Below are 20,555 nucleotides of genomic sequence, written 5' to 3'. Positions count from 1 at the left end.
GATAAATAGAGAAAATAAGGAAAAAATAATATTTTGTAAAAAATATTAAAATTCACATAGGAAAAGGTTGACACATGTAAAAAGATACTATAATATGAATAATCGAGGGGGGAATTGGTTAAATAAATAACTAGTTTCAGAAATTATAATATTATACATAATGGAGGACCAATATGGGGGAAAGTTCATTTTTATCACAATTTTTAATGGTAACAGACATTAAAACAGTACTTTTTATGATTGTTTTATTAGGAACATTTTTTATAGTAAAACAGTTTGAAAAGAAAAAAGTAAAGTTCTCAACGAGAACAATTTATGCAACAATTATAGGGCTTGCATTAGGAGTTATAATTCAATTGGTAGCAGGACTTCCAGAAGATCCAACAAAAGTAGTTTGGTTACAAGAAGTAACTAAATGGTATGGATTATTTGGATATGGATTTATGGATTTATTAAAAATGTTAGTTGTACCTATGGTATTTGTATCAATTATAAGAGTTATAATTAATATGAAAGAAGGGGACAATTTACAAGCACTAACATTTAGATCATTAGGTATGTTGCTTGGAACTACAGCATTAGCAGCTATTATAGGTATAGTAGTTGGTAATGTAATGCAATTAGGTGTTGGAACACAAGTGGCAGGAATTGAAGCTCCTGAAATGAGAGAAATAACACCTCTAGTTGATACTTTAAGAAGTTTATTACCATCAAACCCTGTAGGGGCTATGGCAGAGGGTAATATAGTTGCTATAATAGTATTTGCTACTTTCTTAGGACTTGCAACAAATAGAATGAAGAAAAAGTATATGGATGTTGTAAAGCCATTTATAAACTTAGTAGAAGCTTTCTACAAGATAATAGTAAGCGTTGCTATGACAGTTATAAAGTTTATGCCTTATGCAGTAGTTGCATTACTTGCAAATACAATAACTGCAAGAGGTATATCATCTATGATATCAGTGGTTGAGTTTGTAGTAGCTTTATATGTTGCAACAGCTATATTATTTGTAGTGCATTTAGTTATAGTAACTTTAAATGGATTAAATCCAATAACTTACATAAAAAATGCTGCAGAACCTTTATTATTAGCATTTACATCTCGTTCAAGTTTAGGGACACTTCCTGTGACTATAGAAGCACTTGTTAAAAATCAAGGAGTTGACGAAGGTGTATCAAGTTTCACTGCAAGTTTAGGAGCTAATATGGGGATGAATGGTTGTGCTGGTATATACCCTGCGTTAATGGCTATAACTATAGCTAATATGGCTGGAGTAGATAAAGACATAAGTTTTTATGTTATGCTTTTAGTAGTTATAACAATATCTTCACTTGGTATAGCAGGTCTTCCAGGAACAGCTACAATGGCAGTTTCAGTAGTTGTGTCAGGTGTAGGATTAGGTGCATATTTCCCACTAGCTGGAGGAATACTTGCTATAGATCCAATTCTTGATATGGGTAGAACTATGATAAACGTAAACGGTGCTACTACATCATCTATAGTAGTCGGTAATTCACTAGGAAAATTAGATAAAGAAATATTTAATTCAAAAAATGATTAAATAAAAAAGCTTTGTTCACTATAATGGACAAAGCTTTTTTTATTATATATTTTTATATGTAATTGTATAAATATGAGAATATATAATATTAGAATAGGAAAACTATAAATGCCTATTGAAATTTTAGCCAAAAGTATAAATTCGTGAGTTAGGCAGGTGTTAATATATGGAGCAAATAATATATAACTTTCAAGATTATAAATTATTAGTAGCTGTGATTGGGTTTGTAATAATAATAATAGAGACTTTTATACCAGCTTTACCACTTGTTGCAATAATTGGAGCTAATGCTTTTGTTTTAGGTGTATGGATGGGTTTTTTTATATCTTGGGTAGGCTCAGTTTTAGGTTCTATTGCATTATTTTTATTAAGTAGCAAATTTTCTGAATGCAAATTTATAAAAAAAATAAATAATCAAAAAGTAGATAACTTTAAAGCTTGGGTTAAAAAGCAAGGGTTTAGTATGATATTTATAACATATTTATGTCCTTTTATACCAGATTTTTTGGTTACTATAACATCAGGCATATCAAAAATGAAATTAAGTAATTTTGTTCCGGGTATGATATTAGGAAAGTTTATAATGTTTTTAGTGATAAGTTATATAGGCAATGATATAGAAAACTTTATAAAAAGTCCTATAAAAGTTACATTTTTAATAGTATTAATAATAATATTTTGGATATTAGGAAATAAAATAAATAAAAAAATTAATGATAAAAAATAAGATTATACTTAAGTATAATCTTATTTTTTATTTGATAAACAATTTGGACATAAGTTAGATTTAAAATTTTTAATATTTGTATTTATTTCAAAATAATTAGAATAAGATAAACCATTTAGTTTACAACCGCATTCTATACATCTATTATCTCTTTTTAATATTAGTTGTTCTTGATTAAGTTTCATATAATTACCTCCAATAAATTACTTAAAAAAATAAAGTTATAAATAATATTATTTAATATATTAAATAATATTATTACGTAAATTTTAAATATACTATATTATATTAAATAATATTGAAAATGAGATACATTTAGACAAGTTCTTAAAAAAGGTAAGTAAAAATAAAAAAACTTATATAAAACAAAGGGATAATGCATATATATATTTATTAAGAATAATAAAGTACTGAATTTACATGAAATTCTAAAAAAGGAAATGCAAATTATAATTTAATCAATGGTTAAATTTATAACAAAAACAATATTTGAAGTTTGATTAAAATGGTGATAAAATAGAGTAGTTATCATACAGTAGATTATAAAGTTAGATTGTGGGGGTTAATAAAATGCAGAAGATATATATAATAACAACATATACGGGAACTGCTCTTTCTTATTTAATAAAAAGAATAACCAAAACTCCTTATGCACACGTATCAATAGCACTTAATAAGGATTTAAGACCTATGTATTCATTTGGAAGATTAAATCCTAAAACTCCTTTATTTGCAGGTTTCGTAGAAGAAAATATAAATGAAGGATTATATGCTATAAAAACAAATACAAGATGTAGAGTATACTCTTTATATGTAACAAGTGAACAATATAATAATTTATATAAAAACATACTAAATGTAAGTGCAAATAGAAACAAATATGATTATGATGTTTTAGCACTTATATACTTATCTAGAAATAAACCTAGAGAAGCTGAATATAAGTACGTGTGTTCTCATTTCGTAGCAGATATGCTAGAGAAAAGCAATATAAGTTTATTTGATAAACCATCATATGCGATAAGACCAAGTGATTTTTTTAATCATAGTGATTTGACTTTAGAATATGAAGGGTTATTAAGTGAATATAAAGCGAAGGAAAAAATATTTGAATATAGTTTAAGTAGTGTATAAAATTTATTTAAAAATACTCCTTATAATCGTGAGGAGTATTTATTTTTTTACAAAAAATGGATATAATCAATATTAACAAATATTAAAAAAATTAGAAAAATTAGGAAGGAGTAATAAATGAAAAGGTTTTTACGAACGTATGGGTTATCTTTAATAATTGTGGGGATATATGCAATAATACAATTGCCTGTACTTAGATTGGATTTCACTTCATTATTTTCGACTTTAGCTATATTTTTTGTATTAGCAGGAGTATTAGACATGATGTTTGATAAGGGAGAACAAACATCTAAATTAGCAAAAACAAATTTTTCAATAGCTATAGTATTGGTAATTTATATAATTGTTGTTCCATTTATAACATCATCACCGATATTACATTCTAAAGCGTATAGAAATTTATTAGGAGAAGTTAAAGAAAGTAATTTTAATAAAGATGTAAGTCCTGTCAGTGTAAATGAAATTAGATTAGTTGATGAAGAAATGGCTATGAAACTTGGAGATAAGAAGTTAGGAGAAGTTCCTGCAATAGGGAGTGTATCTAAACTTGGTAAGTTTCATATACAAAGTATAGATGGAGAATTATATTGGGTTGCTCCATTAGTTCATAGAGATTTAATAAAATGGGTTACTAATATGAGTGGTACAAATGGGTACGTTATGGTATCAGCTACTGATCCTCAAGATATAAGATTAGTACAAGATGTTGATGGTAAACCTATAAAAATAGTTTATCAGCCAGATGCATATCTACATCAGGATTTAAAACGACATATGTATTTAAACGGATATGTTAATGTAGGAATGACAGATTTTACTTTAGAAATAGATGATAAAGGAAAGCCGTATTGGGTAGTTACACTTTATGAAAATGTTATTGGATATGAAGGTAAAAATGCCAAAGGTATCGCAACAGTAGATGCTCAAACAGGAGCAGTTAAAAGTTATGATATAGACAATGCACCAAAATGGATAGATAGAATACAGCCGCAAGAATTTATAACAGATCAAATAAATGATTGGGGAACATATGTTAATGGCTTTTTAAATTCTGTTATATCAGAAAAAGATGTATTAGTTGCTACAGAAGGGACATCTTTAGTGTATGGAGATGATGGTAAATCTTATTGGTATACAGGAATAACATCAGCTGGAGCAGATGATTCTACAATAGGATTTATGTTAGTTGATACGAGAACTAAAGAGGCTAAGTTGTATAGACAGCCAGGTGCTACTGAAACTGCGGCTATGGTATCTGCAACTGGTAAAGTTCAAGAAAAAAATTATGAAGCTACATTTCCTGTAATGTATAATATATTAGGAAAACCTACATATGTAATGTCTTTAAAAGATAAAGCTGGATTAGTTAAAATGGTGGCATTTGTATCAGTTGAAGACTTTAATATTGTTGGAATAGGGGACACTACAGAAGAAGCGTATAAAAATTATAAAGAACAGTTAAAATCAAAAGGAAATAACATAGAAGTAGAAAATGAAACTAATAAGGAATCAAAAACTGGAATAATTCAAAGAATAAATTCAGATGTAGTAGATGGAAATACGTCTTATTATTTTACTGTGGATACTTTAAAAGATTCTATATTTGTAGTATCATCTAAAGTGTCAAATGAAGTTCCTTTAACTAAAGAAGGTGATAGTGTCAAGATTGGATATGAAAAAGGACAATCAGGTTCAATAGATGTTACTGATTTTGATAATCTTAGCATGAATGATAATAAAAATGAAGTTAATATAGATAAAAATACGCAAGATAACACTACTACCCAAAATAATGATTAGAAAAAGAAGTCGCATATGTATGCGACTTCTTGTATTGTTAGAAAATAAAAACGTATTTAAATTTATAAAAAATTTTTTAAAAAAAGTAAAAAATAGTTGCAATAACAACTAAATTAATGTATACTGATTTAGTTGTTGTTGCAACTATTTGGTGTTTTAATTTTAGGGAGGCTTTAATATGAAGAAAGAGTGTGAACATATTGGAAGATATATATCCCAAATATATAGAAAAGGTGGATCATTTATATCTAAAGAACTTAGTGATTTAGGAATAGGATCAGGTCAAGTAATGTTTTTATTAGAACTTTATAGAGGAGATGGTAAAAATCAAGAAGAAATTGCAGATGCACTTAATATAGATAAAGGAACAACTGCAAGAGCTATAAAAAAACTAGAAAAAGAAGGATTTTTAATAAAAGAGAAAGATAAAACTGACAAAAGAGCTTATAAAATATATTTAAGCGAAAAAGGTAAGTCTACTAAAGATACTATATATAGTATTATGGATAAGCTAGAAGAAAAAAGAACTGCCAATTTAAATGAAGAAGAAAAAAATACATTAAAAATTCTTCTTAAAAAGATTTGTATAAAAATGTAAAGGAGGAAGTATATGAGGAATGAAAACATATTAGGTACAGAGTCAATACCAAAACTTTTATTAAAATATTCTGTACCTGCAATTATAGGTATGATGGTAAATGCACTTTATAATGTAGTTGATAGAATTTTTATTGGTAATATACCTAATATAGGGCCACTTGCTATAACAGGTGTTGGAATTTGTTTACCTATAATGACTATAATTTTAGCCTTCTCAATGCTTATAGGGATAGGTGCTACTACAAATATATCTATAAAGTTAGGTCAAAGAAAAATAGAAGATGCTCAGAAAATTATAGGAAATGGTATATCATTATCAATAATCATAGGACTTATAATAAGTATATTAGGTATACTATTTGGAGATATAATATTAAAATTATTTGGAGCAAGCGAAGCAACACTTCAATATGCCAAAGATTATATATATATAATCTTAGCTGGAAGTATATTTAATATGTTAGGGTATACATTAAATAACACTATAAGAGGTGATGGAAATCCTAAACTAGCTGCTATGATAATGATTGCTGGTTGTATGACAAATATAGTTTTAGATGCTTTATTAATATTTGTATTTAAATTAGGTATACAAGGAGCGGCAATTGCAACAGTTATATCTCAAATAGTAACAGCTGTATGGGGGCTTACTTATTACATTAAAGGTAAATCTAATTTAAAATTTGAAAAAGCTAGTTTAAAACTTGATAAGTCATTAGTAAAAATAATTTTTGCTATAGGATCAGCACCATGTGCCATGCAGTTAGCTACAAGTTTAGTTCAAGTTATATCAAATAATGCATTAAAAACATATGGTGGAGATTTGGCAATAGGTGCAATGGCTACTATATCATCTATATCTATGATATTCTTAATGCCTATATTCGGGCTTAATCAAGGAGCTCAACCTATAATAGGTTTTAATTTTGGGGCAAAACAATATGATAGGGCTAATAAAACATTTAAGTTATCTGCATTAGCAGCAATAATTATAATGACTACTGGATGGTTATTAGTTCAGACTATACCAGAAGTTTTAGTAGGATTATTTAATAAAGATCCTAAACTTATGAAGATATCAATAAATGGTGCTAGAATATACTTATTAATGCTACCTATAATAGGTATATCAATAACTGGTTCAAACTACATTCAATCAATAGGTAAAGCTAAAATTGCTATGGTACTTAGCTTACTTAGACAAGTAATTTTATTAATTCCTATGATATTAATATTGCCTAGAATTTTTGGGTTAAATGGAGTTTGGTATGCACAACCAGTTGCAGACTTTTTAGCAACTGTTATAACAGCAATTATACTATATAAAGAATTAAAAAGTTATAAGATAGAAAAAGTAAAAGAAATAATTATATAAAATAAAAAAAGTATAGACGAAAGTCTATACTTTTTTTTATAAAGTGTAAATTTTATTTTAAAGATTTAATATAATGAAATTAAGACTTGTCATAATATACATCAAGGAGAATATCATAATGCTAGGGATGGAAAAGGAGATATTAGTTTTAATGAGCCAAGTAAGGTGTGCAACAGAACAACAATTTAATAAGTTTTTTTCTAAAAGAAGAAAAATAGTAAAATCTCCTTACAAAAAGACATTGAGGAAGATGTGTAGAGAATTTACTTTAAGAAAGTACCCATGCAATATAGTATATGGAGAGTATAAAGACAGTTCTGGAATATATTATTTAAATGGGGGAAAAGTTTATAAAGGGAAAGAACTTTTAAAAGTAATAATAGGCTCAGAAGTTGCACTAAAGATGGAAGCTTCAGGATATGAAATAAAAAGGTTTTATAGAAATATAACTATTGATAAAGATAAGTATGATATATATATTGAATATTTAGATAAGGATAAAAAATTAAGACAAAAATTGATAGATATTAAATTAAGTGATGTTTTTAAGGGAAGCAAATATAAAAATTTGCCATATAAAATCACAAATTCGACTATACCTTTTTTTGAAATACCTGAAGTATTAATAATCACACAAGAAAGACTAATAGATGAATATAGAATAAAACCTATAAATCAAAATGTAAAAATAATAGACCTGAGTTTGAATAATTTAACATATTATTTATAAATATAAGACCATTTGGTCTTATATTTATAAATACATAAATTAAATATAATTTTAAAGATTATTAAATAAAAATAAATACGAAAACATACAAAAAAATATATTTTTCCCTAAAATGATATATTTATGATAATATATATATCTATAAGGAGGGATTTAATGAAGAAAATTATATTATTAATAGCTGTAATTTCCATTATGACTGTTGGATGTTCTAAAAAATCTAAAGATGATAATGAGTTTAGTTTAGGTCAAGCTGCATTAGAAAAAGGAAACTATAAAGAAGCTATTGAATACTTACAAAAAGCAGTGAATAAAAATAGTGAAAATGATGATGCTAGAACTATGTACATACAAGCTATGAACATAAGTAAAGCTATAAAATATAAAGAAGAAGGAAATTATCATAAGGCAATAAAACTACTAGATGAAACAGTAAAATTAAGTGGTGGTAGTTTAGAATCTAGAGAAAAAGCAATGGAGATGAAAGAAGAATATCAAAATTTATTAGAGCAAAAACTATCTCAAGCAAAAAAAAGAAAAGAAAGTGCAAAAGAATCTATTAAAAAAGACACAGAACGAGTTAATAATGAGGCATTAAAAGCTCAAAGACAAGCTTTAGAAGAGCAAGCTAAAAAACAAGAAGAAATACAAAAAAAAGAAAATCAACAAAATGGTATTTTTGATACAAATAATCAAAATATAACTGATAATATAGTAAATCCAGGAGATTTACAAAATAATACTATAATAAATCAAGATCAAGTTATTCAACAAGATAATAATCAAAATTTTGAAAATAACCAAATGTCACAAAGTAATATAGGATTGGGTAATCAATAAAATTATAGATTCAAAATAAAAAAGAGGTATTACCTCTTTTTTATTTTGAACTTTTTATATTTAAATTTTTATCTATATACTTGCATAAATACACTTTAATAATAGCAGCTATAGGAACTGATAAAAATACGCCAACTAATCCAAATAAAGATCCTCCTATTAATACTGCACAAATTATCCAAAGTGGACTAAGTCCTACATAATCTCCCATAACTTTAGGTCCTATTATATTGCCATCAATTTGTTGTAGTACAAATAAAAACAATGCTACCCAAAGAGCCTTTATAGGACTATAAATTAAAGTCATAAAAATTGGGAAAATAGCACCTATAAAAGGGCCAAAGTAAGGTATCATATTAGTTATAAATATAATAAATGATAAAAATAGACTACTTTTTATATTTATAAAAAATTTAAATCCTATAAAAGCTATTATTCCTATAATTATTGAATCTATAAATTTTCCTATTATATAATGATAAAATGTTTCATTAACTATATCAAAAAATTCAATTATTTTAGTGGATCTTTTTTTAGACACACTAGAATACAATAGTTTTTTTAAATTGATTAATATATTTTCTTTATCATATAAGATATATATAGATAAAATTATACCCATTATCATATTAAAAAATAAAGATGTTATACTAAGTATATAAATTAAAAGATTAGATGAAATTTTACTTAATATATCAACTATGTTTTTTAATATAGAGTCTAAATTTTGTTGAACATGTGGTATTAAATTATCAAATATATCTGTTTTAGACATAGATTTATTTAAAAATAAATCTATATTATTTATATAATTAGGTATTTCTGAAATAATTGTATTTAAAGTATCTAATAATGAAGGTATTAATAAATTAAGTCCAAATCCTAATAATAAAAATAGTAGTATATAAGATATAAATATACTAAAAAGTCTAGGCAAGTTAAATTTATTTTCTAAGTACATAATTAAAGGGTTTATTAGTAAACACATTATCACAGCTACTATAAATGGACTTAGAAATCTAATTACTCCATTAATACTTAATATAAATGCATAAGGATTATCTATCGCTTTATATATTAATAAAGAAATAAACACCACAAATATACAGTACTTAATATTATCTCTTGAAATCAAAATAGTACCTCCTTTAGGAGTATTTATAATAATATTATTAATTTAGCCAAATATTATTAATAAAATAATATGAAATTATAAAATTATTTTAAAAATTATAGTATAATAATCTAATGTGAAGAATTTAAATATAAGGAGAATATCATGAGAATTAATAAATATATAGCTTCTTGTGGAATAGCATCAAGAAGAAAAGCAGAAGAATTAATACTTGAAAATAGAGTTAAAGTAAATGGAAACTTAATAAATGAATTATCATTTCAAATAAATGAAAAAAAAGATAAAGTAGAAGTTGATGGAAAGTTAATTGGATTAGAAGAAAAATTAGTGTACATAATGTTAAATAAACCTGAAGGATATGTAACAACTGTTAAAGATCAATTTGATAGAAAAAGTGTTATAGATTTAGTAAAAGATATAGATGCTAGAGTATATCCTATAGGAAGATTAGACTATGAAACTAGTGGATTATTACTTTTAACTAATGATGGAGATTTGACATACAAGTTAACTCATCCAAAACATGAAGTAGATAAAACTTATATAGCTACAGTTAAAGGAATTCCAACACAAAATGAAATAACAAATTTTGAAAAAGGTTTATATATAGAAGATTATAAAACTTCACCAGCTAAAATAAAGATAGTTAAGAAAAATATTGAAAAAAATTATGCTGTATGTGAAATAAAAATTCATGAAGGAAGAAATAGACAAGTTAGAAAAATGTGTAAAGCTATAAATCACCCAGTTATGAATCTAAGAAGAAAAGCTATGGGTAAAATTGTATTAAAAGATGTTGAAATAGGTAAATATAGACATTTAACAGTTGAAGAAGTAAATTATTTAAAGAATTTAAAATAAAAGGATGAATAATATGATTAAAGCAAAATATTTAACTAAAGTTACAGATTTAACTAAAGTATTGCTTGAAGATGTGATAAGTGAAGGTGATACAGTTATAGATGCTACAATGGGTAATGGATATGATACAAAATATCTTGCACAAAAGGTTGGGGAAAACGGAGTTGTTTATAGCTTTGATGTACAAGAAGAAGCTATAAAAAGTACTAAAAAAAGATTAGAAAAAGAAAATTTATTAAATAGAGTAAATTTAGTTCTTGATGGACACGAAAATATAGATATATATGTAAAAGATGAAGTTAGTTGTGTTTTATTTAATTTAGGATATTTACCTAGAGCTAAACATCAAATAATAACTAAACCAGATACAACACTTAAAGCTATAAAGAAAAGTTTAAATTTATTAAAGCCACATGGTGTTATAAGTATCGCTATTTATACAGGACATGAAGGTGGAATGGATGAATGCAATGCAGTATTTGATTATGTAAGTAAATTAGATCAATCTAATTTTAATGTATTAAATTGCAATTTTGTAAACCAAGTAAATAACCCACCAAGACTTATACTTATAGAAAAGAAAAAAGAATATTAAAAAAAGGTATAGCTGCTATATTTAAATATAGCAGCTATACCTTTTTTATAAAATAATTTATTTGTAATATATTTTTATTATAGAAAGAAGAGAAGTTTATAAAATGCAAGTAAAAAATTATGTATTGATTAGGACGAGCAATATCATAAATGTATACAATATATTTTTAATTTTATACGAAAAAATTTGAGAAAATAATGCTTTATATTGAAAGAAAAAATTAGATGAATTCTTTTTGAAAAAATAAAATATAAATCAAAATATAAATGAAAATTTTGAATTGAAAAATAAAATATATGTGAATAAGTAAATACAATGGAGTTAATATAACCTTAAATTTTAATTTTAAAATACATAATAATTTTTAAAAAAGATTATGAAATTATAATAAGTAAAATTGCAAAATTGAATAAAAATTATGAATAATGAAATGATAATTGCATTTTATATATAAAATCGTTACTATTTATAGTGAAAGTAAAAGTTTTGGGGGGATAATTTTGAATAAGGGTAAACTTGTGTTAAATACTAACTGGTGTAAAGGATGTGGTATTTGCGTAGAATACTGCCCTAAAAATATTTTAAAATTAGAAAAAAACATAATAGGTGTAGAAGATATAGAAAAATGCATACTTTGTGGATTATGTGAACTTAGATGTCCAGATTATGCTATTTATATATCTAGAGATGAAAATTAACAAGGGGGGATAATGGCTATGGTTAAAAAGGTTAAATTGTTACAAGGAAATGAAGCTTGTGTACATGGAGCATTATATGCAGGGATGAAGTTTTTTGCAGGTTATCCAATAACACCATCTACAGAAATAGCGGAAATTTCATCATTTATGCTACCAAAGGTAGGGGGAAAATTTATACAAATGGAAGATGAAATCGCATCTATGGCAGCTACTATAGGAGCATCTCTTACAGGACTTAAATCTATGACTGCTACTAGTGGACCAGGATTTTCATTAAAGCAAGAAAATATTGGATACGCATCACTTGCTGAAATACCATGTGTAATAGTAAATGTTCAAAGATGTGGACCAAGCACAGGACTTCCTACATCTCCAGCTCAAGGAGATTTAATGCAAGCTAAGTGGGGAACTCATGGAGATCATCCTATAATAGCATTATCACCAACAACAGTAAGAGATACATTTGATTTAACAGTTAAAGCTTTTAATTTTTCAGAAAAATATAGAACACCTGTAATTTTATTACTAGATGAAGTAATAGGGCATATGAGAGAAAAAGTAGAAATGCCTGAAGAAAATGAACTTGAAGTATATAATAGAATGAAAATTAACATAGATAAAAATGATTATAAGATATACGATCAATCAACTCTAGTACCACCAATAGCAAACTTCTCAGATGGATATAGATATCATGTAACAGGTCTTATGCACGATGAAACAGGATTCCCAACAAACAGTACAGAACAAACTCGATTATTAATGGATAGATTAATGAATAAGATAGATGAAAATTTAGAAGATATTTTAATTTATGAAGAATACAAAGTAGATGACTGTGAAGAATTATTTATAACTTTTGGGTGTATGAGTAGATGCACAAAAGATGCAGTAGATATTTTAAGAGATAAGGGAATAAAAGCTGGGTTATTTACGATAAAAACAGTTTGGCCATTCCCAGAAGAAAAAGTAAATATGTTAAGTAAAAACGTTCAAAATATATATGTTCCAGAATTAAACTATGGGCAAATGCTACTAGAAGTTAAAAGAGTAGCTAATAAAGATTGTAATGTAATCGGAATTAATAAATACAATGGAGATATTATAACACCAGATGAAATAGTAGATAAGATTATGGAGGTGAAAAAATGCCAAGTCGCATTATAGAAAATAATTTTAGATCAGATAGATTACCACATATATGGTGTCCTGGATGTGGGCATGGAATTCTTATGAGATCAATAGCACAAGCTATAGAAGAGTTGAATCTTGATAAAGATAAAGTATGTGTAGTTTCTGGAATAGGATGTTCATCAAGAGCATCTGGATATTTAGATTTTAACACACTTCATACCACTCATGGTAGAGCGATACCATTTGCAACAGGCGTTAAATTTGCAAATCCTAATATGCATGTTATAGTTGTAACTGGGGATGGAGATTGTACAGCTATAGGAGGAAATCATCTTATACATGCATGCAGAAGAAATATAGATATAACAACTATAGTATTTAACAATAATATATATGGTATGACTGGAGGTCAGTATTCTCCTACAACTAACACTAATGATTTTGCAACAACAGCTCCATATGGAAATATAGATAAACCATTTGATATATGTGAATTGTCAAAAGGTGCAGGAGCTACATTTGTAGCAAGAGGAACTGCATATCATGCAAAACAAATGATAGAATACATAAAAAAAGGTATAAGTCATAAAGGGTTTTCTATAGTGGAAGGAATGAGTATATGTCCAACTTATTATGGTAGAAAAAATAAAAAAGGATCTGCTGTTGCTCTTATGAACTTATTAAAAGATAATTATGTAGATGTAGCGTTAAAAGATAAATTGCCTAAAGAAAAATTAGAAAATAAAAATTTCTATGGTATATTTATGGATATTGATATGCCAGAGTACACTAAAGAATATGAAAAAATAATAGAAAGGGTAAAGTGATTATAAGGAGATATGAATATGAGAAAAGAAATAAGACTTAGTGGTTCAGGTGGTCAAGGACTTATTTTAGCTGGTATAATACTTGCAGAAGGAGCGATATTATCAAATTTAAACTCTGTTCAAACTCAATCATATGGCCCTGAAGCAAGAGGTGGAGCAAGTAAAGCTGAAGTAATAATAAGTGATGGAGATATAAATTTTCCAAAGGTTAGAAAAGCAGATATACTATTGTGTTTAACACAAAAATCTTTTAATGAATATATTAATACTGTAAAAGAAGATGGAATTATAATTGTAGATTCTACTGTAGAAATAAATAATTTAGAAAAAAGAAAAATGGAAATATTTAATATACCTATAATAGAAAGTAGTAAAAATAAGCTTGGAAAAGTTATGGTTTCTAATATAGTTGCACTAGGAGTTATAAGTGAGTTATTAGAAGGCATAGATAAACAAATGTTAAAAAAAGCTATATTAGCTAGAGTTCCGAAAGGGACTGAAAATTTAAATGAAAGAGCTTTTGAACTTGGATGTTCATTAATTGCTTATGCTAATTAAAAAGAGAAGTATTAATCCTTTCTTTTTAATTATAAAGTGAAAATTATTTTTCATATTTTAAGATAATTTTTTATTAAAACTTAAAATATGAAAAATTTTTATTAGAAATTTTCAGAAAATAAAATCAAAAGAAATGAAATATTAAAATTATTCGTTAAATTACAATGAATATAGTATAAAATTAAAGGGGGTATGTTATGTTTGAATTTTCAAGTGAATTAGGAATGTTTACAATGAATTTAGATATAGTACAAAGTATTGCATTTACTACTATTGTACTTATTATAGGTTCTTTTATAAAAGAAAGAGTCAATATATTTAAAAAATATTGTATACCAGCACCTGTAGTTGGAGGTTTCTCTTTTGCGATTATAGCATTTATACTAAGGCAAAATAATATAGTTGCAATTTCATTTGATACAACTCTTCAAAATATTCTTATGACAGCATTTTTTACGACTGTGGGATTTACTGCAAGTCTTAAGGTTTTAAAAAAAGGGGGGGCAAAAGTTATTAAATTTTTAATAGTAGCAGTTTTATTAGTTTTGTCACAAAATTTATTAGGGGTAATATCTGCTAAAATTATTGGAGTTAATCCATTGCTTGGACTTATTGCAGGTTCTGTATCTATGACTGGTGGTCATGGAGCATCAGGTGCTTTTGGTCCACTTATAGAAGCCAATGGATTAGAAGGTGCACTTAGTATAGCTATGGCTTGTGCAACTTTTGGATTAGTTGCAGGTAGTGTTATAGGAGGACCTTTAGCTAATAAATTAGTTGTAAAATATAATTTAAAATCAGAAGAATATGAAAAAAACAATTATGAAGAATTAACGGAAGTTAGCTTAGAAGGTGATGGAACTTGTTGCAAAGTTTCTCAAAAATTATCTGAAAGTAATTTGACAAGTTCAGCTATTCAAATAATAATAGCTATGGGATTTGGAACTGTAGTATCATCTATATTTTCTGTAATAGGAATAACTATGCCTGAGTATATTGGAGCAATGATAGTTGCTGCAATTATGAGAAATATTTCAGACCTAAAAGGGATATGGACTACATCAGAAGCGGAGATATCCAGTATTGGATCAATTTGCTTATCACTTTTTTTATCAATGGCAATGTGTAGTTTAAAATTATGGGAACTTGTAGACTTGGCTATACCGATAATAATTTTATTAGCTTTACAAACAATTTTAATGGCTATATTTGCATACTTTGTTACATTTAGAGTTATGGGAAAAGATTATACAGCAGCAGTGTTATCAGCAGGACATTGTGGTTTTGGTATGGGAGCTACTCCTAATGGAATAGCTAATATGGAATCAGTAACAAATAAGTATGGGCCATCTCCAAGTTCATTTTTTATATTACCTTTAGTAGGCGCACTATTTATAGAATTTTTCAATTCTGCAGTTATAACAACTTTCATTAATTTATTATGATAAAAAGCTTATATATTATTCAAAATATATGAAAAGGTGATATAATATATTTGTTATATGAAAAACAAAGTTAAAGATTAATATGTAAATTAAAAATCATTAGTAGATATGAGGAGATAAATATGAACGAAACTAAAGATTTTAAAGATAGCAAACAGTTAATTGATGATATTCAAAAACAATATCCAAGACTTAGTAAAGGGCAAAAACTTATAGCTCAATACCTAATATCAAATTATGATAAGGTAGCATTTATGACAGCTTCAAAGCTTGGAGAAGAAGTAGGAGTAAGCGAATCTACTGTAGTAAGATTTGCAAATGCTTTAGGATTTTCAGGATACCCTAAACTTCAAGATGCACTTCAAGAACTTATAAAAAATAAGTTGACTACAGTACAAAGAGTTGAAATGAATCAAGAGTACTCAGATGATTGTAAAATATTAAATAAAGTATTAAAAAGTGATATAGACAATATAAGACATACTTTAGATGATCTGGATGAAGAAATATTTCAACAAGCTTCTGATAAACTTTTAAAAGCTAGAAAAATATATATATTAGGGATGAGAAGTTCATTTAGTATAGCACAATATTTAGGATTTTACTTAGATATAATATTAGATAATGTGCATATTATAAGAATGGATATGGGAGATGCTTTTGAACAAGTAGTAAGAGTTACAGAAGAAGATGTAGTTGTGGCTATAAGTTTTCCTAGATATTCAAAGAAAAGTTATCAGGTTGTAGATTATGCAAAAGGCAAAGGAGCTCATGTAATATCTATAACAGATAGTTTATTTGCTCCAATAGCTACAATATCAGATACTACTCTTTTAGTTAAAAGTAATATGGCATCATTTGTTGATTCACTGGTTCCAGCACTTAGCATTTGTAATGCACTTGTAGTATCTATAGGAATGAAGGAAAAAGAAGATATAAAATCATATTTTGATGATTTAGAACAAATATGGGAAAGATATTCAGTATATGAATAAGAAGTTATTTCGCAAGCAATATATTCATTGAAAATGAGTATATTGCCTGCTTGAACTTTATAAAATTATGTTTTATCAATATATTACTCAATGATTTTAATTTATAAATAATTTTAAATTTAATAGTCTTAAAATTTAAAATTATATATCAAAAATGTAAGAAAATTTAAAGGTTGAGGTAATGGTTTTTAAAAGAGATTTAACATGTATAATATACTTATTAAGTAATGAATTATAAATGAATAATTATTATACATAGTACTCATTAAAGGAGTGCTTTTTTATTTTATAAAAATATTTTAAAGAAGGAATTTAAAAGAAATAATATAAATTAAAAGTAAGAAAGATTTTCTAGCTAATAGCTTTAAGATTAAAATAAAAATTTAGGAGTAGATTTATGAACATATTAATAACTAATGATGATGGAATCCAAGCTGATGGTATAATTGCTTTAGCTAAAGCAATAAAAGAAATAGCTAATGTTTATGTAGTTGCACCAGATACTCAAAGAAGTGCTACAGGACATGCGATAACAATACATAACCCAATAATGATTAAAGAAGAATATATAGATGATAATATTAAGGCGTATTCTATAAGTGGGACTCCTGCAGATTGTGTAAAACTAGGGATAGAATCTATTTTTAAAGATGTAAATATAGATTTAGTTTTAAGTGGAATAAATAATGGAGCAAATCTTGGAACTGATGTTATATACTCAGGAACTGTATCAGCAGCTATAGAAGGTCTTATACAGAATAAGCCAGCAATAGCTATATCTTATGATTCATTTAAAGTATCAAATGAAGAATATATAACAGCTTCTAAGCATGTAGTTAATCTTGTTAATAACATTAAAAATAATATGCATATATTTGATGATTGTATATTAAATGTGAATATACCAGATAGAGATATAAAGGGATTTAAAATAACTAAATTAGGTATAAGAAAATATGAAAATGATATAGAAGAAAGACAAAGCCCACATGGTAAAAGGTATGTTTGGATAGGAGGAAAAATAAAAGAGATTATTCAAGAAGAAAATAGTGATATAAGTGCAATTGAAAATGGTTATATTTCAATAACTCCTATAAATATAGATATGACTAATATGAATAAGATAGAGATTTTAAAAAATATAGATTTATTATAGAATAAAAAAGTATCTAAGTAGTTATAATCACTTAGATACTTTTTATTAAAGAGACTATTATTAATATTTTTTAGGAGTTGTTAAAAACTCTTCAATTCTTTTAGACTCACTTAGTTTTTTCAATTCAGTAGCTTGTCTTTCATTTTCCAGTTCATTTTCATACTTTATATACTCAACACCAGATTCTTCTAGGAGTTGAAGCCCCAAACCTGTAGGATATTCACCTTTAAATACTACTTTTTTTATACCTGCTTGTATTATAGATATGCAACAAAATACACATGGCTGAGTAGTTACGTATAAAACAGCTCCATTGCAACTAGTTCCATTTTTAGCACATTGAATAATAGCATTTGCTTCAGCATGACCTGCCCTACATAGTTCTAGTCCTTGACCTGATGGGATATTTCTTTTTCTTCTCTCACAATAACCTATATCTGTGCAATGTATAGCACCAGAAGGAGCTCCATTATAACCTGTACTTATTATTTGCTTATCCATGCAAATAACCGCACCGACCTGTCTAGATACACAAGTACTTCTAACTTTAGTTTGCTCAGCTATATTCATAGCCCACTCTGTGAATAGTATCCTCATAAATATCCTCCTTCTAAAATTTATTATATTAATAATAACATAAAATAGATATAAATAATAAAAATAAAATATAAAAAAATAAATTTTAATTAAAAATTAAAAAGGCAGACTAAATTTTAAATTTATACAAAAATTTAGTATAGTATAAAAAGTTAATAGAAAGAAAAGATAAAGATATAGTTAAGCTACCTGTAGGGTCAGTAGAATAGCATGGACCAAATTTCCCATTATCTACTAATAAAATAATTTAAAGAGTCTATTTTAAATAGGCTCTTTTTTTATAAAAAAAATTTACGATTATATTAGCAAGAAGATAAATATGGAGGGGAATATATGCATGATTTGGAGTTAATTGATAGGCTTAAGAAAAAAGATGAAACATCTTTGATAGATTTAATTGATCTATATGGAGATTTAATATACAGAGCATCATATAAAATATTAAATAATAAAGAACTTAGCGAGGAGTGTTTAAATTTAGTACTGATGAAGATTTGGGAAGGTATTGAATTTTATAATAAGGATGAAGGGTTATTTAAAAATTGGATATATACATTATCAAAGTATACAGCAATAGATATTATGAGAAAAGAAATTAAGTATATTAAAAACACTTTAGAACTTAAAGAAAACATAAAGGATAAATCTACAGTGGAAGATACAATTTTAATAAAAGAGGTTATATTTGAAATAAAAGAAAATATTGAAAAGTTAAGTGAATTAGATAAAGAAATATTTACTCAACGGTATGAAAATGATAGAAAAGTAAAAGATATAGCACATAACTTAGGAATTACTCCAAAGGCAATTAGTCTTAGAATTATGAGAATAAAAAATAAATTAAGAAGAAATGATTAGGGGTGATGTTTATGAGCAAAAATAATAAAAAATATGATTATAAATTTGAAATAGAGGAATATACAGAAGCTGGCTTATTTGAAGACGGATTAGATAAAAATCAGAAAGAAAAAATTAAAAAAAGAATGAGCATGTTATTAGAAGAATTAAAAGAAGCAAATAGTAAGTTTAATATAAATGTTTCTTTAAGTGAAGTATTAAAGATTAAAAAGTATCTAGGTGAATCTGGAGATATATCTGAGCATGGGATAAAAAATAGCAATGTATTAAAATATATAATTTTAAAAGTTATAGATAAAGATATGGAATCACTAAAGAATGAAATTATTGATGAATTATTTGTACCAAGTTTTATATCTATGCCAGGTGTAAATACATCATATATTAATCATGGAGCTTCATATTTTTTTAAACTATATCTAACAAAAGATAAATTAATATATTATGGTATTACTGAAAATTTTAAAATAGTAAATAAAAAGATTATAGAGGTAAAGGAAGTAAAAAGCATAGGAAAAGCTATAGAAAATAGACGTTGGTCAAAAGGATTAGCATGGGGAGTCAATACAACTAGTGGATATATGTCATTTATAGAAACCAATGATAAAAACATTATATACTTGAATCATTTGAAAAATAAGTATAGAAAAAGTGTAATTAGATTTTTATCAAGTTTAGAAAGGATAACGGGAATAAAGGCAGTTAAAAAATCGCCATTAACTTATGAAGATAAGTTTGTATTAGGATTAGAAATAGTAGCACTAATATTAGTATTAACCTTAGTGGTTCCAAGGCTTATTGAATTATGTATCAATATGAGTTTGATTAGATAAATAAAAAAGTATCTTAAAATGATTTTTATGGTTTTAAGGTACTTTTTTATTTATCTAATTAATATAGTTTATACATTTTGCAAATACTAATTAAG

At 26.2% G+C, this 20,555-nt stretch carries 22 protein-coding genes; 19 read left to right on the top strand and 3 right to left on the bottom strand.

Annotated elements, in window-relative coordinates; translation table 11 throughout:
• Positions 1 to 173: 173 nt before the first annotated feature.
• Positions 174 to 1,562: a cation:dicarboxylate symporter family transporter gene (locus tag H8891_RS05570; protein WP_243207768.1), complete on the top strand. Its 1,389-nt coding sequence runs from the start codon at positions 174 to 176 to the stop codon at positions 1,560 to 1,562.
• Between the two features lie 166 nt (positions 1,563 to 1,728).
• Entirely contained in the window at positions 1,729 to 2,289 is a 561-nt protein-coding gene (locus tag H8891_RS05565; RefSeq protein WP_187005538.1) for a TVP38/TMEM64 family protein, read from the top strand.
• Positions 2,290 to 2,309: 20 nt separating this feature from the next.
• Here the strand turns inward: H8891_RS05565 and H8891_RS05560 are convergent, their stop codons facing one another.
• Entirely contained in the window at positions 2,310 to 2,474 is a 165-nt protein-coding gene (locus H8891_RS05560) for a hypothetical protein (protein WP_187005537.1), read from the bottom strand.
• Between the two features lie 385 nt (positions 2,475 to 2,859).
• On the opposite strand from H8891_RS05560, the gene H8891_RS05555 reads away from it, so the two are divergent.
• From H8891_RS05555 to H8891_RS05530, 6 genes are all read left to right on the top strand, one after another.
• Positions 2,860 to 3,423 carry a hypothetical protein gene (locus H8891_RS05555; RefSeq protein ID WP_147544111.1) on the top strand — a complete coding sequence of 188 codons (564 nt, stop codon included), beginning with the start codon at positions 2,860 to 2,862 and terminating at the stop codon, positions 3,421 to 3,423.
• A 117-nt stretch (positions 3,424 to 3,540) separates the two neighbouring features.
• On the top strand, positions 3,541 to 5,223 hold the full coding sequence (locus H8891_RS05550) for a hypothetical protein (RefSeq protein WP_187005536.1): 1,683 nt from the start codon (positions 3,541 to 3,543) through the stop codon (positions 5,221 to 5,223).
• 178 nt (positions 5,224 to 5,401) lie between these two features.
• Positions 5,402 to 5,821 (top strand): MarR family winged helix-turn-helix transcriptional regulator, encoded by a 420-nt coding sequence (locus H8891_RS05545; protein ID WP_187005535.1) that lies wholly within the window; start codon positions 5,402 to 5,404, stop codon positions 5,819 to 5,821.
• A gap of 12 nt (positions 5,822 to 5,833) precedes the next feature.
• Positions 5,834 to 7,198, top strand: coding sequence for an MATE family efflux transporter (locus H8891_RS05540; protein ID WP_187005534.1), 1,365 nt, complete (start codon positions 5,834 to 5,836; stop codon positions 7,196 to 7,198).
• A gap of 118 nt (positions 7,199 to 7,316) precedes the next feature.
• Entirely contained in the window at positions 7,317 to 7,928 is a 612-nt protein-coding gene (locus H8891_RS05535) for a hypothetical protein (protein WP_147544119.1), read from the top strand.
• A 156-nt stretch (positions 7,929 to 8,084) separates the two neighbouring features.
• Positions 8,085 to 8,768: a tetratricopeptide repeat protein gene (locus H8891_RS05530; protein ID WP_187005533.1), complete on the top strand. Its 684-nt coding sequence runs from the start codon at positions 8,085 to 8,087 to the stop codon at positions 8,766 to 8,768.
• 40 nt (positions 8,769 to 8,808) lie between these two features.
• Here H8891_RS05530 and H8891_RS05525 read toward each other — a convergent pair whose 3' ends face one another.
• Complete coding sequence (locus H8891_RS05525) at positions 8,809 to 9,903, bottom strand: AI-2E family transporter (protein WP_207723560.1); 1,095 nt, start codon at positions 9,901 to 9,903, stop codon at positions 8,809 to 8,811.
• A gap of 144 nt (positions 9,904 to 10,047) precedes the next feature.
• Between H8891_RS05525 and H8891_RS05520 the strand changes: the two genes are divergently transcribed.
• The 9 genes from H8891_RS05520 to surE all read left to right on the top strand — a co-directional run bounded on the left by H8891_RS05520 (position 10,048) and on the right by surE (position 18,172).
• A complete protein-coding gene (locus H8891_RS05520; protein WP_147544123.1) occupies positions 10,048 to 10,764 on the top strand; it encodes a pseudouridine synthase in 717 nt (238 codons plus the stop codon).
• A gap of 13 nt (positions 10,765 to 10,777) precedes the next feature.
• Complete coding sequence (locus H8891_RS05515) at positions 10,778 to 11,359, top strand: class I SAM-dependent methyltransferase (RefSeq protein WP_187005532.1); 582 nt, start codon at positions 10,778 to 10,780, stop codon at positions 11,357 to 11,359.
• A gap of 500 nt (positions 11,360 to 11,859) precedes the next feature.
• Positions 11,860 to 12,057, top strand: a complete 198-nt coding sequence (locus H8891_RS05510) for a 4Fe-4S binding protein (protein ID WP_207723558.1) — start codon at positions 11,860 to 11,862, stop codon at positions 12,055 to 12,057.
• Positions 12,058 to 12,069: 12 nt separating this feature from the next.
• The gene (locus H8891_RS05505; RefSeq protein WP_330594165.1) at positions 12,070 to 13,224 is read left to right on the top strand and encodes a 2-oxoacid:acceptor oxidoreductase subunit alpha; all 1,155 of its coding nucleotides are present in this window, start codon (positions 12,070 to 12,072) and stop codon (positions 13,222 to 13,224) included.
• Complete coding sequence (locus H8891_RS05500; RefSeq protein ID WP_187005531.1) at positions 13,206 to 14,018, top strand: 2-oxoacid:ferredoxin oxidoreductase subunit beta; 813 nt, start codon at positions 13,206 to 13,208, stop codon at positions 14,016 to 14,018. Before H8891_RS05505 ends, H8891_RS05500 begins: the two co-directional genes overlap by 19 nt.
• A gap of 18 nt (positions 14,019 to 14,036) precedes the next feature.
• A complete protein-coding gene (locus tag H8891_RS05495; protein WP_270648066.1) occupies positions 14,037 to 14,576 on the top strand; it encodes a 2-oxoacid:acceptor oxidoreductase family protein in 540 nt (179 codons plus the stop codon).
• Positions 14,577 to 14,773: 197 nt separating this feature from the next.
• Positions 14,774 to 16,021 carry a sodium/glutamate symporter gene (gltS, locus tag H8891_RS05490; protein WP_243207767.1) on the top strand — a complete coding sequence of 416 codons (1,248 nt, stop codon included), beginning with the start codon at positions 14,774 to 14,776 and terminating at the stop codon, positions 16,019 to 16,021.
• Between the two features lie 122 nt (positions 16,022 to 16,143).
• Positions 16,144 to 17,016 carry a MurR/RpiR family transcriptional regulator gene (locus tag H8891_RS05485; protein WP_147544132.1) on the top strand — a complete coding sequence of 291 codons (873 nt, stop codon included), beginning with the start codon at positions 16,144 to 16,146 and terminating at the stop codon, positions 17,014 to 17,016.
• 397 nt (positions 17,017 to 17,413) lie between these two features.
• The gene (gene surE / locus H8891_RS05480) at positions 17,414 to 18,172 is read left to right on the top strand and encodes a 5'/3'-nucleotidase SurE (protein ID WP_187005529.1); all 759 of its coding nucleotides are present in this window, start codon (positions 17,414 to 17,416) and stop codon (positions 18,170 to 18,172) included.
• A 60-nt stretch (positions 18,173 to 18,232) separates the two neighbouring features.
• Here surE and H8891_RS05475 read toward each other — a convergent pair whose 3' ends face one another.
• Positions 18,233 to 18,769: a deoxycytidylate deaminase gene (locus H8891_RS05475; protein WP_147544136.1), complete on the bottom strand. Its 537-nt coding sequence runs from the start codon at positions 18,767 to 18,769 to the stop codon at positions 18,233 to 18,235.
• A gap of 333 nt (positions 18,770 to 19,102) precedes the next feature.
• Here H8891_RS05475 and H8891_RS05470 point away from each other — a divergent pair, with 333 nt between their 5' ends.
• Positions 19,103 to 19,627 (top strand): RNA polymerase sigma factor, encoded by a 525-nt coding sequence (locus H8891_RS05470; RefSeq protein ID WP_187005528.1) that lies wholly within the window; start codon positions 19,103 to 19,105, stop codon positions 19,625 to 19,627.
• A gap of 11 nt (positions 19,628 to 19,638) precedes the next feature.
• Positions 19,639 to 20,460: a hypothetical protein gene (locus H8891_RS05465; RefSeq protein WP_187005527.1), complete on the top strand. Its 822-nt coding sequence runs from the start codon at positions 19,639 to 19,641 to the stop codon at positions 20,458 to 20,460.
• Positions 20,461 to 20,555: the final 95 nt, after the last annotated feature.

This window comes from Paeniclostridium hominis (genome assembly GCF_014306135.1).
Classification (GTDB): Bacteria; Bacillota; Clostridia; order Peptostreptococcales; family Peptostreptococcaceae; genus Paraclostridium; species Paraclostridium hominis.
The sequence above is the reverse complement of the archived record's forward strand: the minus strand, read 5'-3'. Positions and strand labels throughout refer to the sequence as shown.

Excerpts from the sequence above, each read along its gene's own strand:
- surE (WP_187005529.1), top strand. The coding sequence starts at position 17,414 with ATGAACATATTAATAACTAATGATGATGGAATCCAAGCTGATGGTATA.
- H8891_RS05560 (WP_187005537.1), bottom strand. The coding sequence starts at position 2,474 with ATGAAACTTAATCAAGAACAACTAATATTAAAAAGAGATAATAGATGT.
- H8891_RS05530 (WP_187005533.1), top strand. The coding sequence starts at position 8,085 with ATGAAGAAAATTATATTATTAATAGCTGTAATTTCCATTATGACTGTT.
- H8891_RS05555 (WP_147544111.1), top strand. The coding sequence starts at position 2,860 with ATGCAGAAGATATATATAATAACAACATATACGGGAACTGCTCTTTCT.
- H8891_RS05570 (WP_243207768.1), top strand. The coding sequence starts at position 174 with ATGGGGGAAAGTTCATTTTTATCACAATTTTTAATGGTAACAGACATT.
- H8891_RS05505 (WP_330594165.1), top strand. The coding sequence starts at position 12,070 with ATGGCTATGGTTAAAAAGGTTAAATTGTTACAAGGAAATGAAGCTTGT.
- H8891_RS05550 (WP_187005536.1), top strand. The coding sequence starts at position 3,541 with ATGAAAAGGTTTTTACGAACGTATGGGTTATCTTTAATAATTGTGGGG.
- H8891_RS05470 (WP_187005528.1), top strand. The coding sequence starts at position 19,103 with ATGCATGATTTGGAGTTAATTGATAGGCTTAAGAAAAAAGATGAAACA.
- H8891_RS05520 (WP_147544123.1), top strand. The coding sequence starts at position 10,048 with ATGAGAATTAATAAATATATAGCTTCTTGTGGAATAGCATCAAGAAGA.
- H8891_RS05540 (WP_187005534.1), top strand. The coding sequence starts at position 5,834 with ATGAGGAATGAAAACATATTAGGTACAGAGTCAATACCAAAACTTTTA.
- H8891_RS05565 (WP_187005538.1), top strand. The coding sequence starts at position 1,729 with ATGGAGCAAATAATATATAACTTTCAAGATTATAAATTATTAGTAGCT.
- H8891_RS05545 (WP_187005535.1), top strand. The coding sequence starts at position 5,402 with ATGAAGAAAGAGTGTGAACATATTGGAAGATATATATCCCAAATATAT.
- gltS (WP_243207767.1), top strand. The coding sequence starts at position 14,774 with ATGTTTGAATTTTCAAGTGAATTAGGAATGTTTACAATGAATTTAGAT.
- H8891_RS05495 (WP_270648066.1), top strand. The coding sequence starts at position 14,037 with ATGAGAAAAGAAATAAGACTTAGTGGTTCAGGTGGTCAAGGACTTATT.
- H8891_RS05485 (WP_147544132.1), top strand. The coding sequence starts at position 16,144 with ATGAACGAAACTAAAGATTTTAAAGATAGCAAACAGTTAATTGATGAT.
- H8891_RS05500 (WP_187005531.1), top strand. The coding sequence starts at position 13,206 with ATGCCAAGTCGCATTATAGAAAATAATTTTAGATCAGATAGATTACCA.
- H8891_RS05515 (WP_187005532.1), top strand. The coding sequence starts at position 10,778 with ATGATTAAAGCAAAATATTTAACTAAAGTTACAGATTTAACTAAAGTA.
- H8891_RS05465 (WP_187005527.1), top strand. The coding sequence starts at position 19,639 with ATGAGCAAAAATAATAAAAAATATGATTATAAATTTGAAATAGAGGAA.
- H8891_RS05475 (WP_147544136.1), bottom strand. The coding sequence starts at position 18,769 with ATGAGGATACTATTCACAGAGTGGGCTATGAATATAGCTGAGCAAACT.
- H8891_RS05535 (WP_147544119.1), top strand. The coding sequence starts at position 7,317 with ATGCTAGGGATGGAAAAGGAGATATTAGTTTTAATGAGCCAAGTAAGG.